12 protein-coding genes are annotated in these 17,826 nt (G+C 54.0%); 8 read left to right on the forward strand and 4 right to left on the reverse strand.

Annotated elements, in window-relative coordinates; all coding sequences use genetic code 11:
• Nucleotides 1-514: 514 nt before the first annotated feature.
• Nucleotides 515-2,194 (forward strand): energy-dependent translational throttle protein EttA, encoded by a 1,680-nt coding sequence (gene ettA / locus DY252_RS06235; protein ID WP_008889560.1) that lies wholly within the window; start codon nt 515-517, stop codon nt 2,192-2,194.
• A 131-nt stretch (nt 2,195-2,325) separates the two neighbouring features.
• Here the strand turns inward: ettA and DY252_RS06240 are convergent, their stop codons facing one another.
• Nucleotides 2,326-2,964 (reverse strand): MlaC/ttg2D family ABC transporter substrate-binding protein, encoded by a 639-nt coding sequence (locus tag DY252_RS06240; protein WP_064789449.1) that lies wholly within the window; start codon nt 2,962-2,964, stop codon nt 2,326-2,328.
• A 9-nt stretch (nt 2,965-2,973) separates the two neighbouring features.
• Nucleotides 2,974-3,759, reverse strand: coding sequence for an MlaA family lipoprotein (locus DY252_RS06245; protein ID WP_231959747.1), 786 nt, complete (start codon nt 3,757-3,759; stop codon nt 2,974-2,976).
• A 300-nt stretch (nt 3,760-4,059) separates the two neighbouring features.
• Here DY252_RS06245 and DY252_RS06250 point away from each other — a divergent pair, with 300 nt between their 5' ends.
• The 4 genes from DY252_RS06250 to metH all read left to right on the forward strand — a co-directional run bounded on the left by DY252_RS06250 (nt 4,060) and on the right by metH (nt 9,828).
• Nucleotides 4,060-5,037: an ArsR/SmtB family transcription factor gene (locus DY252_RS06250; protein WP_064789448.1), complete on the forward strand. Its 978-nt coding sequence runs from the start codon at nt 4,060-4,062 to the stop codon at nt 5,035-5,037.
• 89 nt (nt 5,038-5,126) lie between these two features.
• On the forward strand, nt 5,127-6,020 hold the full coding sequence (metF, locus tag DY252_RS06255) for a methylenetetrahydrofolate reductase (RefSeq protein ID WP_082923527.1): 894 nt from the start codon (nt 5,127-5,129) through the stop codon (nt 6,018-6,020).
• Between the two features lie 53 nt (nt 6,021-6,073).
• Nucleotides 6,074-7,138, forward strand: coding sequence for a homocysteine S-methyltransferase family protein (locus DY252_RS06260; protein ID WP_231959746.1), 1,065 nt, complete (start codon nt 6,074-6,076; stop codon nt 7,136-7,138).
• Nucleotides 7,139-7,176: 38 nt separating this feature from the next.
• Nucleotides 7,177-9,828, forward strand: coding sequence for a methionine synthase (gene metH / locus DY252_RS06265; protein WP_082923525.1), 2,652 nt, complete (start codon nt 7,177-7,179; stop codon nt 9,826-9,828).
• 76 nt (nt 9,829-9,904) lie between these two features.
• Here the strand turns inward: metH and DY252_RS06270 are convergent, their stop codons facing one another.
• Nucleotides 9,905-11,149 carry a multidrug effflux MFS transporter gene (locus tag DY252_RS06270; RefSeq protein WP_008889567.1) on the reverse strand — a complete coding sequence of 415 codons (1,245 nt, stop codon included), beginning with the start codon at nt 11,147-11,149 and terminating at the stop codon, nt 9,905-9,907.
• A 296-nt stretch (nt 11,150-11,445) separates the two neighbouring features.
• Between DY252_RS06270 and DY252_RS06275 the strand changes: the two genes are divergently transcribed.
• A complete protein-coding gene (locus DY252_RS06275; protein WP_064789447.1) occupies nt 11,446-13,239 on the forward strand; it encodes a chloride channel protein in 1,794 nt (597 codons plus the stop codon).
• Between the two features lie 69 nt (nt 13,240-13,308).
• On the opposite strand, the gene DY252_RS06280 is transcribed toward DY252_RS06275, so the two are convergent.
• On the reverse strand, nt 13,309-13,896 hold the full coding sequence (locus DY252_RS06280) for a hypothetical protein (RefSeq protein ID WP_064789446.1): 588 nt from the start codon (nt 13,894-13,896) through the stop codon (nt 13,309-13,311).
• 314 nt (nt 13,897-14,210) lie between these two features.
• Here DY252_RS06280 and wecB point away from each other — a divergent pair, with 314 nt between their 5' ends.
• Nucleotides 14,211-15,317: a non-hydrolyzing UDP-N-acetylglucosamine 2-epimerase gene (gene wecB, locus DY252_RS06285; RefSeq protein ID WP_082923529.1), complete on the forward strand. Its 1,107-nt coding sequence runs from the start codon at nt 14,211-14,213 to the stop codon at nt 15,315-15,317.
• A gap of 122 nt (nt 15,318-15,439) precedes the next feature.
• The gene (locus DY252_RS06290; protein WP_064789477.1) at nt 15,440-17,797 is read left to right on the forward strand and encodes an ATP-dependent helicase; all 2,358 of its coding nucleotides are present in this window, start codon (nt 15,440-15,442) and stop codon (nt 17,795-17,797) included.
• Nucleotides 17,798-17,826 lie beyond the last annotated feature (29 nt).

Raw genomic sequence — 17,826 nt, forward strand, 5'->3', positions numbered from 1 at the left:
GCGTTGAATGCATCAAGACACACTCATTGCCTGTAAAGCTCGATACCAGTTTTCGAGAGTCGCTATAAGCTAATCATTAGTCGTATAGAACAGGGTGTTAGAAGGTGTTCTGCCCCAACGTCGAATAAAAATAGTGACAGAATCCGGGCGGTTTTCACTGTGTGCATTGCAGCATTTTAAGGTTGAAAAACATTGCGTCTAAGTGCCTAAAAAGTGACGTTTTTATAACTTAAAGGCCCCATCACGGTCCGACACGGCTATTTTTTGACTGAAATCGACGCAAATTTCGTTTGCCTAACCCGATTGATGTCGCCGACGCGAGATTGCTTGATGCACCTTGTTTCAGCTCGCCACTTGGCATGTTTTGATAGCATGTGAGCTGTCTGCGGTTTGAAGTTGTTAAGAGCCTGCCTGTCGGTTACAAACGGGCACAGTATTTCAGGCATGCGTATGAGTATGCCGAAGTGTTTCAGCCCAACAGGGCGGACCCAACGACTTTTGGATGGGGAATTTAATGGCATCCTACCAGTATATTTACGTCATGAAGGACCTGACCAAGATCCTTCCGGGCGGTCGCGAACTTTTCAAGGGCATCACACTGTCCTTCCTGCCAGGCGTAAAAATCGGTGTTCTCGGCAACAACGGCGCAGGTAAATCCACCCTGCTGAAAATCATGGCCGGCATCGAAAAGGATTACGCCGGTGAAGCCTGGCCTGCCGAAGGTGTCAATGTCGGCTATCTTGAGCAGGAACCACAGCTTAACCCAGAGAAAGACGTTCTTGGCAACGTCATGGAAGGGTGTGGCTCGATTGTTGACGATCTTGCACGCTTCAACGAAATCAGCGGCAAGTTTGCCGAGCCGATGACCGATGACGAAATGAATGATCTCCTTGCCGAGCAGGGTGAACTTCAGGAACGCATCGATGCGGCCAATGGCTGGGATCTGGAACGCACCCTTGAGATCGCGATGGACGCCCTGCGTTGCCCGCCCAAGGATGCGGATGTAACCAAGCTTTCCGGTGGTGAGCGCCGTCGTGTCGCCCTTTGCCGCCTGTTGCTTGCAAAGCCTGACATTCTGCTGCTTGACGAACCGACCAACCACCTTGACGCTGAATCGGTTGCGTGGCTTGAACGCCACCTTGAAGATTATCAGGGTACCGTCATTCTGGTCACCCACGATCGTTACTTCCTTGATAACGTCACGGGCTGGATTCTGGAACTTGACCGCGGTCAGGGCATTCCGTTCGAAGGCAACTATTCCTCCTGGCTTGAGCAGAAGCAAAAGCGTCTGGAACAGGAATCCCGTCAGGAAGGCAGCCGCCAGAAACAGCTTGCCACCGAACTTGAGTGGATCCGCCAGAACCCGAAGGGCCGTCAGGCAAAATCCAAGGCCCGTGTCCGTGCCTATGACGATCTTGTCGCCGAGGCCGCAAAAGCGGTGCCGGATTCCACCAAGATCGTTATTCCGATTGCCGAGCGTCTTGGAAACGAAGTTATCACCGCCGAAGGTCTGACCAAGGCTTATGGTGACAAGCTTCTGTTTGAAAACCTTGATTTCCGTCTGCCGCCGGGTGGTATCGTTGGTGTGATCGGTCCGAACGGTGCGGGTAAAACCACCCTGTTCAAAATGTTGACGGGTGCTGACACCCCGGATGCAGGAACGCTCAAGATCGGTGATACCGTCAAGATGGGCTATGTCGATCAGTCGCGTGACTCGCTTGATCCGAACAAAACGGTTTGGCAGGAAGTCTCCGACGGCCTCGACGAGATCCTTTTGGGCAAGCGTCCGATGTCGTCGCGTGCCTATGTGTCACAGTTCGCCTTCAAGGGCGCAGATCAGCAGAAAAAAGTCGGCCAGTTGTCCGGTGGTGAACGTAACCGTGTTCACCTTGCCAAGATGCTGAAATCTGGCGCGAACGTTCTGCTGCTTGATGAACCGACCAACGATCTTGACGTTGATACGCTACGTGCGCTTGAGGAAGGTCTTCTTGAGTTTGCCGGTTGCGCTGTGGTCATCTCGCACGATCGCTTCTTCCTTGACCGTATTGCGACCCATATTCTGGCCTACGAGGGCAACTCGCATGTCGAGTGGTTCGAAGGGAACTATCAGGAATATGAAGCCGACTACAAACGTCGCTATGGTGAAGAGGCAAGTCGCCCCCACCGCATCAAATACAAGCCGCTGACCCGCTAAAACGGTTTATGTGCTTTGAGATTAAAGGCCACCTTCGGGTGGCCTTTTTTTTATGCCCGGATGCGAGATGTAAAAAAGCCACCGTCGCAAGGATGGTGGCTTTTATATTCGGATATTAAGGCGGGCTTTGATCAGAGACCGGTTTTTGCCTTGAGTGCAGCGGTCAGGGCGCCGACATCGTCATTGTTCTGTTGGATGACCGATGTGAATTCATCGCGTTGGGTGATGCCCATGCTCAGACCTTCGATGGAAACATCAATGATCTTGTAGCTGTCATCAAACATCCGCATCCGCCAAACAATGTTTACCGGTGGGCCGTCCGGGCGGACGAACTGCGAATCGACAAAGGTGTCCTTGTTCTTCTGAGTCTCATCACCGACGACAAACTGTTCGCCGTTGAATTCCTTGAACTGGTTTGCGTAGTTGAGCGCCAGATAGTTCTGAAGCAGGACTGAAAACTCCTCGATCTCCGCTTCGGAAATCGAACGCCAGTAACGCCCCAGAACGAAGCGCGAAACGACATCCATTGCAAAATAGCGGTCCATCAGGGACACGAACTTTTTGCGGCGAACGTCGTCAGCAAGGCTTTGATCCGTCAGTTCATTCATGGCCTGGTCAGCCATGCTCTGAATGACATTTGCTGCGCTGGTTTCGGCAGCGACTTCGGCAACAACGTTTGAAGACAAACCCGTTGCCGATGCCGGACCAGACCAAGCGGCCGCGATGGCGATCATCGCGGCGGTTGATATGGCGATTTTGCTGTTTACCATGACTGGCTCTTACTGGCTTGCCGCTTCGACAGCATCGTCGAAGTCAAAAGATGCACTTTCGTCTTCTACGGCGAATTCTGGTGACGGGCCACCATTGCGAATCATCTGATTGCGTTGCTGACGATAGAGGCTGCGCAGGGCTGCGTAATAGTCGATAGACGACTTTTGCAGTTCGTTCAGCTGATTGATCGTCGCGTAACGATAATGCAGGGCTGTAAGACCGACCGAGCCAAGATAAAGGGCTTCGGCGGTATCGCTGTTCTGTGCGCCCCATGTCAGCGGGTTGGCAACATAGTCAACCCCTATGCCGGCTGTATCACGCAGGTTGGACGGGCCAAGCAGCGGCAGCACAATGTAAGGGCCGCCGCCAATGCCGTAATGGGCAAGGGTCTGACCAAAATCTTCGCGACGGTACGGAATGCCGAAATCAGATGCGACATCATTGAAACCAAGGAAGCCAAGCGTCGAGTTCATGATGAAACGCTGGAACGAGGCAGCAGCCTGATCCGGGTCACCCTGCAGCAACGCGTTGAACGAGTTCAACGGTTCGTTGATGTTGCGCACGAAGCTCGCGACGGAGGTTTTAACAGGTTCCGGGGCAATGTCGCGGTACCACATTGCAGCAGGATACAGGACCATGAAATCGACCGCGCCGTTAACACCGTGAACCACGCGGTTCACCGGCTCAAGCGGATCATAATCACTCGTGTCCTGAGCGGGTTCTGTCGATGCGCACGCGGTCAGCAAAGACAGCGATCCTGCGGCACAAAGCGAAAGCAAAATTCGAAACTTCATTATTTTTAGCCAACCGATGTTCGATACACAGACTTCCCCGACCCGAAACGCTTTTGATGCGGAATACCAAAAAACGTTACCGATCAATCCCCTGCTCGAAGGGCGATCATGTAACGCGCACGCCTCAGATATCCATTTGGTTAGCATAGGGTGAAATTAAACACCAGCATACAAAAAGTTGATCAGGATCAAGCGGTTTTCAGGTGTTGCATTTAGGCAACAAGTTTTCACGCGAAAATAGCGCTTGAACAAATATAAACATATCTTTATATCTTTCTTGTCAACGTGGAGGGCATTGGTATGGAACAGGTTCTGGCAAGATTGCGCGCAGCTGCTGAAGCAACGCGGCTTCGCTTGCTGGCGATCTGTGCCGAGTGTGAATTGACCGTCAGCGAAATCACCCAGATCATCGGTCAGAGCCAGCCGCGCGTCTCCCGACACCTTAAATTATTGTGCGAGGCAGGCCTGCTTGTTCGGTTCCGCGAAGGGACTTGGGTCTTCTATCGCACACCGCATTCCGGGCCGGGTGCCGACCTTGTGCAGCCTGTGCTGGATCTGTTGCCAAAAGATGACGAGACGCTTGCACTTGATCGTGCCCGTCTGGATCAGGTGAAGGCAGAACGGGAAAAGATCGCGACAGAATACTTCCGCGCCAACGCCGAAGACTGGGATCGGATTCGCTCGCTGCATGTCGACGAGGCGGTTGTTGAAAAAGCATTGCTTGAAGCGGTTGGTGATCTGACCGGTGGCCGGATTCTCGATGTCGGAACAGGTACCGGGCGTATTCTTGAGCTTCTCGGGCGCAATGCCGAAGAGGGCGTTGGCGTTGATATGTCGCGCGAAATGTTGGCTGTTGCGCGCGCACGCTTGCAGCGTGCAGACCTGTCCAACTGCCTTGTTCGACAAGCCGACATGTACCAATTGCCTTATCCCGGCGGCATGTTTGATGTGGTGACCCTGCATCAGGTGCTGCATTTTGCTGAAAAGCCCGAGGCGGCCCTTGCCGAGGCAGCGCGCGTTCTGGCCCCCGGGGGTAAGCTTGTCATTGTCGACTTTGCCCAGCACGAACAGGAAGAACTGCGCGAAGAACATGCGCATCGACGTCTTGGTTTCGATGATGGGTCCATCAATGACTGGTTCCGCGCCAGCGGTCTTGAGCCTGGTAACGTTGTCAGTTTGCCGGGTAAACCACTGACGGTTCGGATCTGGATGGCTCGCCCGACATCGACCCAAACAGCGGACAAAAGTCAAAGAAATTCTGAAAAGGCTGCGGAATAACGCGCAGCATGTATTGAAAATAACCAGATAGAAAGACCGACCCAAGGGCTCAGCCTGCGGGAAAGCGAAGACAGGATTGAGATATCAATATGATGACGGTTCCAGAAATCAACGCAGTACGCAAACACCTCAAGGTTTCGTTCGAATTCTTCCCGCCGAAAACGGAGAAGATGGAAGAAACCATGTGGCGGTCGATCCATCGGCTTGCGCCGCTCAATCCGTCTTTTGTTTCGGTAACCTATGGGGCGGGCGGCACCACACGTGATCGCACCCATGGCAGTGTCACCCGCATTCAGGGTGAAACCGGTATTCCGGCTGCGGCGCATTTGACCTGTGTTGGTCACACCAAGGAAGAGATCGATCAGATCGCGCGCAGTTATTGGAACGAGGGTATCCGATCCATCGTTGCCCTTCGTGGGGACCTGCCGGACGCGGGCGATAAGTATGAACCGACCCCGGGTGGCTATGCCTATGCGGTTGATCTGGTTGCCGGCCTTAAGGAAATTGCCGATTTTGATATTTCGGTGTCTGCTTATCCGGAAACGCACCCGGATGCGCCGAGTTCCGATTTCGAAATCGATTATCTCAAACGCAAGATCGATGCGGGCGCCAAGCGGGCAATTACCCAGTTCTTCTTTGATAACGAAACCTATCTGCGGTTCCGTGACAAATGTGTGGCTGCGGGCATCGAAGCGCCCATCGTTCCGGGCATTTTGCCGGTGACAAACTTTGCGTCGCTCTTGAAATTTGCCGATATGTGTGGTGCTTCTGTGCCGCAGCGTTTGCATTGGCGTTTCGAAGGGCTTGATGAAGATCCCGATACCCGTCGCATGGTCGCATTCCACGAAGCCATTTCGCAGGTGGAGGGTTTGATCAGCGAAGGGGTGACCGACTTCCACTTCTATACGCTTAACCGTGCCGAACTGACATATGCCATCTGCCATGCGCTGGGCATTCGCGGAACCGAACAGGTTGCAGCCTGAAGGTGCTTTTGCCCTGTAACCCGGACGCATGAAGAATTGATTGGATGAAAAAGATGAATGATCGCAAGGAACGCATTGCCCTGCTGCGCAAACGGGCCGAGGAAAAGATACTGATCCTTGATGGCGCAATGGGCACGATGATCCAGAAGCACAAGCTGACCGAGGAAGACTATCGCGGCGAACGCTTTGCTGACTGGAAGCAGGACGTCAAAGGCAATAACGATCTTTTGTCACTGACCCAGCCGGATATCATCAAGGACATCCATCTGCAGTACATCGCGGCCGGTGCGGACCTGAACGGGACCAACACGTTTAGCGCGACAACCATTGCCCAGGCCGATTACGGCATGGAAGACTTGGCCTACGAGATCAATTTCGAAAGTGCCAAGATTGCACGCGCTGCCTGTGATGAATGGGAAGCAGCCCATCCGGGGGATGTGCGCTTTGTAAATGGTGCGATCGGCCCGACCAACCGCACGGCATCGATTTCGCCGGATGTGAACAATCCCGGCTTCCGTGCCATCACCTTTGATCAGCTCAAAGAGGCATACAAGGAAGCCACGACCGGTTTGCTGGATGGTGGCGCGGACACGCTGCTGGTGGAAACCATTTTTGATACACTCAATGCCAAGGCTGCGCTTTTTGCCATCGACGAAGTTCTCGACGAACGTGGTGAAGATGTACCGGTGCTGATTTCCGGCACGATCACCGATGCATCCGGTCGGACGCTTTCGGGGCAGACGACCGAAGCGTTTTATAATTCCGTGCGTCATACCAAGCCGTTCTCGATTGGGCTGAACTGCGCACTCGGTGCCGCACAGCTGCGCCCGTATGTTCAGGAACTGTCGCGCATTGCCGAATGCCGCGTTTCGGTTTACCCCAATGCAGGTCTTCCCAACGAGTTTGGCGAATATGACCAGACCGACGCCGAAATGGCCGAACTGGTCAAGGAATGGGCCGATACCGGCATGGTCAATCTGCTGGGGGGCTGCTGTGGTACGACGCCGCCGCACATCAAGGCGATTGCCGATGCGGTGGCAGATGCCAAGCCGCGCGTTGTGCCCAAGTTTGAGCCAAGAATGCGTCTGTCCGGCCTCGAGCCGTTTGATGCTGCGTAAATCTGATATTGATAGCTGAAAAGAGATCGAAAAGACCCATGACCGACATTTCCAGATTTATCAATATTGGTGAGCGGACCAACGTCGCCGGATCGCTGAAATTCAAGAAGCTGATCGTCGAAGAAGATTACGATGCAGCCCTTGAGATCGCTCGTCAGCAGGTCGAAAACGGCGCGCAGATCATCGACATCAACATGGATGATGCGATGCTTGACGCCGAAACGGCGATGGTCAAGTTTATCAACCTGATTGCGGCCGAGCCAGACATTGCCCGCGTTCCGATTATGGTCGACAGTTCCAAATGGAACGTGATCGAAGCCGGTCTGAAATGCCTCCAGGGCAAGGGTATTGTTAACTCGATCAGCCTCAAGGAAGGCGAACAACCCTTCATCGAACAGGCCAAAAAACTGCGCCGCTATGGCGCGGCAGTTGTCGTCATGGCCTTTGATGAAAAAGGTCAGGCCGATACAGTCGATCGCAAGTTCGAAATCTGCAAGCGCAGCTATAACGTGCTGGTCGATAAGGTTGGCTTCCCGCCCGAAGACATCATTTTCGATCCGAACATCTTTGCCGTCGCGACCGGTATCGAAGAACACGACAATTATGCTGTCGACTTCATCGAAGCCTGCAAGCTGATCAAAAAACACCTGCCATACGCCAAGATTTCCGGTGGTGTTTCCAACGTTTCCTTCTCGTTCCGCGGCAACAACCCGGTCCGCGAAGCGATGCACTCGGTCTTCCTCTATCACGCCATCAAGGCGGGACTGGATATGGGGATTGTTAATGCCGGTCAGTTGGTTGTGTATGAAGAAATCCCGGCAGAACTTCGTGAACGCGTCGAAGACGTCATCCTGAACCGTCGATCGGATGCGACCGACCGTTTGCTCGAAGTGGCCGAGAAATACAAAGGTACCGGCGGGCCAGAGAAGAAGGCCGACCTTGAATGGCGTAAAAAGCCGGTCAAGGAACGTCTGGCCCATGCCCTGATCAACGGTATTGCCGAGTTCGTTGAAGAAGACACCGAAGAAGCCCGTCAACAGGCGGACAAGCCGCTGCATGTGATTGAAGGTCCGTTGATGGACGGCATGAACATCGTTGGTGACCTGTTCGGTGACGGCAAGATGTTCCTGCCGCAGGTCGTGAAATCCGCGCGTGTGATGAAAAAGGCGGTGGCCTATCTGATCCCCTTCATCGAAGAGGAAAAAGATGGCAAGCACGAAACCAACGGCAAGATCTTGCTCGCGACCGTTAAGGGCGACGTGCATGACATCGGCAAGAACATTGTTGGTGTGGTTCTGCAATGTAACAACTTCGAGGTCATCGACCTTGGCGTGATGGTGCCGACCCAGAAAATCATCGAAACCGCCAAGGCCGAAAAGGTCGACATGATCGGTTTGTCGGGCCTGATTACCCCGTCGCTTGAAGAAATGACCTATGTCGCGGCCGAAATGGAACGCGAGGGGCTGGATATTCCGCTTCTGATTGGCGGCGCGACAACGTCGAAGGTTCATACCGCGGTTAAAATCGCGCCGAACTATCTGAAATCATCGGTGGTTTACGTGATCGACGCATCCCGTGCGGTCGGTGTTGCCAGCAATCTGCTTTCAAAAACCAATGGCGAACGCTTTGCTGAGGAAATCCGCAACGAATATATCGCGATGGCTGAAAAGCATGCCGCACAGCAACTGCAGAAAAAGCGGTTCTCGATTGTCGATGCACGTGCCAACAAGGTTCAGCTTGACTGGGACAACTTTGAAGCACCGGTTCCGCTTAAACCCGGTATCACCCTGTTTGAAGATTTCGATCTGGAAGAACTGGTGTCGCGCTTTGACTGGAAACCGTTCTTCGAGACTTGGGAACTTCATGGGCGTTTCCCCGACATCCTGAAGGATGAAAAGGTAGGCGAAACGGCTCGTAGCCTTTATGCGGACGCGCAGGAAATGCTTAAAAAAATCGTTGCCGAAAAATGGTTCAAGCCCAAGGCGGTTGTCGGTCTGTGGCCGGCCAACTCGGTCGGTGATGATATCGAAGTTACCCCGGCACCGGAGAAGAATGAGCCGGTGATGCTCCATACCCTGCGTCAGCAGATGTATCGCGAGAACAACAAGCGTCCGAACCGCGCGTTGGCCGACTATATCGCGCCAAAAGACAGCGGCAAGACCGACTATATCGGCGCCTTTGTTGTTACCGCCGGGCCAGAAGTAGAAGAAATCTCTGCCAAGCTTGAAGCAGAGCATGATGATTACAATGCCATCCTGGTCAAAGCCCTGGGCGACCGTTTTGCCGAGGCCTTTGCCGAGCATATGCACGAAAAAGTTCGTAAGGAGCTTTGGGGCTATGCACCGGACGAGGCGCTTGGCAATGATGATCTGATTGCCGAAAAATATCGTGGTATCCGTCCGGCACCGGGTTATCCGGCCTGCCCGGAACACACTGAAAAGGGCATTCTTTGGGATCTTTTGGACGCAGAGAAGAATGTTGGTGTGTCGCTGACTGAAAGCTATGCCATGACGCCAACTTCATCGGTGAGTGGTTTTTATTTTGCCAACCCGGGTGCCAAGTATTTCGGCCTTGGCAAAATCGAACGCGATCAGGTGGAAAGCTATGCCGAGCGCAAAGGCATGACCCTGGCCGAGGCGGAACGTTGGCTTGCCCCAAATTTGAATTACGATCCGCGTCAGGCGAAATAAACGCCTGTCCGGTCGCAAGGAAAAGCCCCGCAGACTGCACTCTGCGGGGCTTTTTTGTGTCCAGGAATATCGGTGCCTAGTGGGTTGCGTGGCAGAACTTGCCGCGTTCAGTGATGCCAACAATCACAATGCCAATCAGGCCAAGCGCGAAGTAACCGACCAGAAGCGGGATGACGGTGCCATTGAACTGCTGCCCGATAATCCCGCCGGCAATGACGCCGATCAACGTGCTGTAAACACCCGTGATCGAGGAGGCAGTACCGGCGATCGCGCCGACCGGCTCCATCGCAAGTGAGTTGAAGTTCGGCATGGTCAGCGAAAAACAGAACAGGATCGTTGTCAGGCCGATGCCAAAGACGAACAGGGGCGGATGCCCGTCAAACCACAGCGCAATCAGCACATTGATCAGGCTGCTGGCGGTCAAGAAGAACAGCGCGACATGAGAAATCTTGTGCATGCCGATCTTGCGCACCAGTCGTGCATTGATGAATGACGAGAAACTCATGCAGGCGGCAATCATGCCAAAGGCCAGCGGGAACCAGACACCAAGCCCGTAAACCTCGGTTTCAAAGATTTGCTGGGCCGATCCGATATAGGCCATCAGGCAGGCAAACATGACGCCCATCGCCGTGGCATAGCCGAATGTCTGACGATTGGTGACGGTGGTTTTGATGTCGCGTGCTATCCGGCGCATCGACAATTTATGCCGATATTCCGGATGCAGGGTTTCAGGCATGCGCAGCAGGTACCAGCACACAATCGCAATCGCGAGGACCAAGGTGCTGACGAAAATCATATGCCAGTTGGCCAGTGCCAAAATCAGGCTGCCTGATGCCGGGGCGAACACAGGCAGAATGATGAACACCATCATGACAAACGACATGACGCGGGCCATTTCACGCCCTTCGAAACAATCGCGCGTGATCGCCATGGTCAAAACCCGCGGTGCAGCCGCGCCAAGACCCTGCACGAAACGTGCAATAAGAAGGTGCTCATAGCTGTCGGCAAAGATCGCCATCACGGTGCCGATGCAATAAATGCCAAGTCCTGCGATCAGGGTGGGGCGGCGACCAAAACTATCGGCAAGCGGGCCATAAACGATCTGCATCAGGCCAAACGCGATCATGAAGACATAAATGAGCATCTGCATGCGGTTGCCGTCTTCGATGCCAAAGTCTTGCGCGATCGGACCAAAGGCCGGCAGCAGATTGTCAATCGACAGGGCAACAAGCCCGATGGTGATTGCCATCAGACAGATAAATTCAACAAGACCGGGCAGCGGCCGCGCCGCCTGTGTACCCGTTGGTCGGTGGTCATTCATTGTTTTTGGTTCCGTTGAGAACGATTGGTGGCGTTTCTGGCCCTGCTTTCACGCGAGACGGGCAGAATGCTGTATTTCGTATGATTTTGGCAATGACGGTTTTCTGAAACGGGATCGCGGCACTGGGGATCCGCTGAATCCGGGTCACTTGTTGTGGCATATCTATCCTGATCAATCAACGGGCGTCAGGAATGCGAAATTAAACATGGTGGTTCTTGTCTTTACCCTTTATTCGCAGGAAAAGCTGATCCTAAGATCATACGCACAATCAATTCGCCAACCCCGGTATTGCTGATATGGCTGAAAAGCTTTTGAAATCGAACATCTTTTTGAACCGCATGCGCCGCATCGTCAAAAGCGAGCAACTGGTTCTGTCGATTTTGGCAATGATTGTCGGGGCACTGGCCGGGTGCGGCGCCATCCTGTTTCGAGATGGCTTGTTGCTTGTCCAGTCGTTGTTTTTCGGGTCTGGCGAAGAAGCCCTGCATCGGCATCTCAGTGAAATTCCCGTTTGGCAACTTATCCTGGCCCCGGCGGTGGGCGGTCTGATTGTCGGGATTTTCATTTATAAGTTCCTGCCGGAAAAACGACCGCACGGGGTTGCCGATGTGATCGACGCGGCATCGTTCCATGATGCGCGCATGTCGACCCGCTGCGGGATCAAAAGTGCGATTGCCAGTGCGGTATCGCTTGGCAGTGGAGCATCTCTTGGCCGCGAAGGGCCGGTTGTCCATATGGGCGCATCATTTGGGGCGTGGCTGGCCCGCATTCTTCACTTGCGCCGTTCGGCATCCCGAACACTTCTGGGATGTGGCGTGGCATCAGCGGTGGCGGCATCATTCAATGCGCCGCTGGCAGGCGCCCTTTTCGCCCACGAAGTTGCACTGGGGCATTATGCCCTGACGGCTTTTGCGCCGATTGTGCTGGCATCGGTTACCGGTACGGTCATAACACGCATCTATTACGGCGATGAGGTCGCCTTCCTGATCCCCGGTCACGAAATCCAGTCTTTCTGGGAGTTCCCGGCCTTTGCACTTTTGGGGATTATTGCCGGTGTGGCGGCGGTTCTGGTCGTGCGTGCCATCCCGGTCGTGCAAAAAACCGCAAACCGGACCAATGCACCGCTTTGGCTGCGACCGGCGGTTGCCGGGCTGATTGTTGGTCTGATTGCGTTGGTCTTTCCGCAGATTGTCGGTGTTGGCTATGGGGCGATGAACGATGCGCTTAATGAAAGCTACAGCCTGACTTTCCTGATCGGCTTGTTGCTTGCCAAGGGCTTTGCCGTTTCGATCTGCATGGGGCTTGGTTTTGCGGGCGGCATGTTCAGCCCGGCACTTTTCCTTGGGGCGATGCTGGGCGGGGCATTCGGGATGATCGCAACCAGTGCCTTTCCCGAGCTTTCATCTGGCTATTCGGCCTACACGCTTGTTGGGATGGGGGCTGTTGCCGCGGCCATCCTTGGTGCACCGATTTCAACGACCCTGATCATCTTTGAATTGACCGGTGACTATGCGTTGACGGTTGCGGTGATGGTGGCATCTGTGCTGGCGACGGTGGTGATGGATCAGTTCCAGGGCGGATCGTTTTTCCAGTGGCAATTGAAATGCCGTGGTTTGTCGACGCGCTGGGGCCGGGAAGTCAATTTGCTGCGTACGATCAAGGTGGACGAGATCATGAAGCGCGAATACGAAACCGTCCCGCTGACCGAGGGGCTGACGACTGTTCGTGAAAAGCTGATCAACGCACCCTATTCGGAACTTTTTGTCATTGATGATCAGGGCAAACTGCACGGAACGATCACACTGACCGATTTGCGCCATGCTGCCTTTGATCCCAATCTTGGCGATGAAGTCACGGCGGGCGAGGTCGCACGTTCAAAGCCGCCGGTCCTTTACCGGACAGACAATATCGAAAAGGCCATCAAGCTGATGGAGCAAACCGGCGAAGAACATCTGCCGGTTCTTAACAGCGCTGAGGAGCGCCATATCATCGGCTTCGTTCATGAAAAGGATGCGATGATGGCCTATAACAACGCCTTGCTGGAACTGCAAAGCGAAGAACGCGGTGATGCGCCGCCGAAGCTGTTCTAGTCCGATCCGCAATGAAAAAGAGCAGCGCTATTTTGCGCTGCTCCGTTCAAGGTTTTTAGGCCGATTTAATCAGGCGGCCAATGCAGGTTGCTGTCGTGCTGGCGAACCAGACATGACTTGGGCTGCAACCCGGCTATCAAGACCGGCAACGTTTTCTGGAAGATCCGTTGCAGCCTGTTGAGCTGCATCGTCAATTTCCTGACGTTCTTTGCGTTTCTCAATTCTAGCCTGTTCGTTACGTTCCTTCTCTTTTGTCGGTAGATTGAAACTGTCACGAGCGGCAGACTTGAATTCCTCCTCGGCATCCTGCTCTGCAAGTGCAGGATCATCTTTTGCCGGATCGGAATTCGACGAGATCGGGTCATCAGTGGTCTTGATACCATTTGCGCTGTCATTGGCTTTGACTGCGTCCATGGCCGCAGCAAAGCTTGATGACCCGCTTCCGATATTCTGGAATTCAAGCATGACGGCTTGAATCGCGTCCGAAAGTTGGCTTGTGGAGGAGCCTCCATCAGATCCGATTGCCGCAACGCCTGAAACAGGTGCAGCGCTACCTGCGCTAAAACTTTCGATACTTTCGGGTGCACCTGACCGTTCCGCAGAACTGGCCCGGGTTGATATCGGCAACCCGTTGCCCAATCCAAAAATAGCACTCATTTCGAGATACCTTTCTTCTGGGATGCACAAAGCACAGCTGGCACTCCCAGAAGACCTCCGGGGGCGTCAGACATGCATACCATCGGAAATCAAAGCAATTTTCAGACCATGGATGCTGAAAGTGCGGGTGAGCAAGTCACATACAGAGAACATGAATTAGGCTGATGATGTTATTTGGTATTTCTGATCCCGCAGCTGTGACGACCTGCGGCAAAAAATACCGATACCAAAGAGGGTTATGGGAAGCCGGACTTATCTATTAGGCTATGTGAAAACGGCCAAGCTTTTCCAAAAGCAGGATGTATCGATATAAGATGAAGCTTCATCTCGTTGCCGGTGCCAGACCCAACTTCATGAAAATCGCGCCGCTGTTGCGCGGATTGGCGAACCATCCAGTAATCCGTCCGTCTTTTGTCCATACGGCCCAGCATTTCGACGACGCGATGTCTTCGACTATCTGGCGGGAGCTTGGATTGCCGGACCCTGATCATGTCCTGAACTGTGAGCCATTCGAAAATGGCGATCCCATTGTCGGAATGATGCAGGCATATGAGGCACTTTGTCGTGAAGACCGGCCCGACATGGTTCTGGTTGTCGGGGATGTGAATTCATCCCGTGCCGCAGCCATCGTTGCAACTGAGATAAACGTGCCCCTTGTTCACCTGGAAGCGGGTCTCAGATGCTTTGATCCCGACATGCCCGAAGAGCAAAACCGTATCGAGATAGATCACAAGGCAGATCTGTTGCTGACGCCGTCGATGGATGCAGATGCAAATTTACGGACAGAGGGGATCACGGTCGACCGCATCAAGCGTGTCGGCAATATCATGGCTGATACGTTGGCGATGATGAAAGGAAGGATTGATAACGAGGAAGCCGCCCGCAAGCTCAATCTCGTTAAAGGTCGCTATGTCCTTGTAACCCTGCATCGGCAAAGCAATGTCGATGATCTCGGACGGCTCTATCAGATATGCCATGCGTTGATGGCGCTCACCACCAAAGCGGACATCTGTTTTGTCCTTCATCCCAGAACAGAAAAGCGCCTTCGGACATCAAATTTGATGGCGGCGCTACATACTGCCGGTGTTCGTTTGCTGCCGCCGATGGGGTATGTCGGGTTTACCAGTTTGATGCAGGATGCAGGCGTTGTCGTAACAGACTCCGGTGGTGTGCAGGAAGAAACCAGTCTTCTGGGCGTGCCATGTCTGACGCTGCGCAATTCAACCGAACGTCCAATCACGATCACGCAGGGAACCAATCAGCTTGTAGGACTTGATCAGTTGAGCCATGCGGTGATGTCCGCGCTAAGTGTTTCCGACGGTTGCAAGCGGATGCCAACCAAAATCCCGCTTTGGGACGGTAAGACTGCGTCGCGTGTTGTTCGGGAACTCGAAGCCTTTCTGCCGGGCAGAGCCGGTTGATACAAACGTTCCCGCGAAGGGTTTGGTTGATGCCCGCAATGTGGTGCAGAATGTAAAAATCGTCGGGTCAATATGGAACGAGACTGGCCCCCTTCGCACAGCGTGATATATATGCGGTCATGATGGATGATCCCTTCGAAATTGATGAATTCGCCGCCAGCCCCGAAATGCGTCTGGCCGATACACCGACCCCGGCATATCTCGACAATCTGAATGCCGAGCAGCGCGATGCTGTCGAAACGCTGGATGGGCCGCTGTTGGTGCTTGCAGGTGCCGGAACCGGGAAAACACGTGTTTTGACCACGCGTCTGGCGCATCTTCTGGAAACCAAGGCACAGACCGAACGCCTGCATCCGCAACAGATACTTGCCGTAACCTTTACCAACCGTGCGGCAAAGGAAATGCAGGAACGTGTGGCCCAAGCCCTTGGTCGTCCGGTTGAAGGCTGGTGGCTGGGAACCTTCCACTCGCTTTCAGCGCGCTTGTTGCGCCGTCATGCCGACCTGATCGGGTTAAAGTCAAACTTCACCATCCTTGATAGCGATGATCAGGTCCGCCTGCTTAAGCAGATCATGGATGCCGAACAGATCGATCCGAAAAAATGGCCAGCCAAGCAGCTTATGGGGATCATTCAGCGCTGGAAGGACAAGGGTCTGACACCTGAACGGGTCAATGAAAGTGTTGAGTTCGCCAATGGCGGGGCCAAGCACCTTTACAAGATTTATCAGGAACGCCTCAAAGTCCTGAACGCGTGCGATTTTGGTGATCTGTTGCTGCATTGCCTGACCCTGTTCCAGCAGCATCCGGAAGTCCTGAAGCAGTATCAGAACACCTTCCGCTATATTCTGGTCGACGAGTATCAGGATACCAACGTTGCCCAGTATCTGTGGCTGCGTGCAATGGCGATGGTTCATCGCAATATCTGCTGCGTTGGTGATGATGATCAGGCGATCTATAGCTGGCGCGGGGCCGAGGTTGGCAACATCCTGCGCTTTGAGTCTGATTTCCCGGGTGCCAAGGTGGTTCGTCTTGAACAAAACTATCGTTCGACCCCGCATATTCTGGCCGCTGCATCCCAACTGATCACGTTTAACGATGGCCGTCTGGGCAAGGAGCTGTGGACCGAGATTGATACTGGCGACAAGGTGCTTGTCAAAGGTGTCTGGGACGGGGAAGCAGAGGCACGCCTGATCGGTGAAGATATCGAAGCCCTGCAGCGCAAGGGCGTTGGCGCATCCCAGATTGCCATTTTGGTGCGCGCCGGTTTCCAGACCCGCGAGTTTGAGGAACGTCTGATCACGCTGGGCATCCCGTACCGCGTTGTCGGTGGTCCGCGCTTCTATGAACGTCAGGAAATCCGTGATGCGCTGGCCTATATCCGGCTTGTTGCGCAGCCCGATGACAGTCTGGCGTTTGAGCGCATCGTGAATGTGCCCAAGCGCGGGGTTGGCAAGGCATCGCTTCAGACACTGCATCAATATTCGCGTGATCAGGCGATTTCGCTGCCGGCGGCGGCGCGCGATTTGTTGGATACAGAGGAACTCAAACCCAAGATGCGTCAAAGTATCGGCGGTCTTTTGGGGGATTTCAAACGCTGGCGCGAAATGCTTGGCAACAGCAGCCATGTCGAAGTCGTTGAAACCGTTCTGGATGAAAGCGGCTATACCGATATGTGGCGGACATCCAAGGAAATTGATGCGCCCGGCCGTCTGGAAAACCTGAAAGAACTGGTATCTGCAATTGGCGAGTTCGAGAACCTGACCAGCTTCCTGGAACATGTCTCGTTGGTGATGGAAAACGCGCAGAACGATCATGAGGAAAAAGTCACCATCATGACCCTGCACGCCGCCAAGGGACTTGAGTTCGATTACGTTTTCCTTCCTGGTTGGGAAGAGGGCGTCTTCCCCCATCAACGTGCGATGGATGAAAACGGGGTCAAGGGCCTCGAGGAAGAGCGTCGTTTGGCCTATGTCGGTATTACCCGGGCGCGCAAACGTGCGACCATCTGTTATGCCGCCAATCGGCGCATCTATAATCAGTGGCAATCAGCCCTGCCATCGCGCTTTGTTGATGAGTTGCCCGACGAACATATCGAACGCAGCAGCGATACCGGTCTTGGCGGGCATGGTGGCAATCATTCGCCGGGTGCGTGGGGTGCCGATGACTGGATGAAAATGCCAAGCTGGGCGAGTGACAGCAGCACCCCATCACGCAATCCAGTGTCGGGTGCGGGGGAGCGTAAATTCGCCTCAAGCGGTTGGCAGGATCGCGTGCGCAAGAACGTGATTGATGTGAAGCCCGACGGTGAAACCAGTTATTCCACCAGTTCCAACTCATCGAAATACAAGGTGGGCGATACGGTGCGCCATCGCAAGTTCGGGTCGGGAACCGTCCGTGCGGTCGATGGCAACAAACTGGAAATCCATTTCGAAAGTGTCGGCACCAAGAAAGTGGTCGACAGCTTCATCCTGCCGGGGTAAGCCCCGGACAACATTTTCGGATGACCGAT

It is taken from the genome of Thalassospira indica (assembly GCF_003403095.1).
GTDB classification, from domain to species: domain Bacteria; phylum Pseudomonadota; class Alphaproteobacteria; order Rhodospirillales; family Thalassospiraceae; genus Thalassospira; species Thalassospira indica.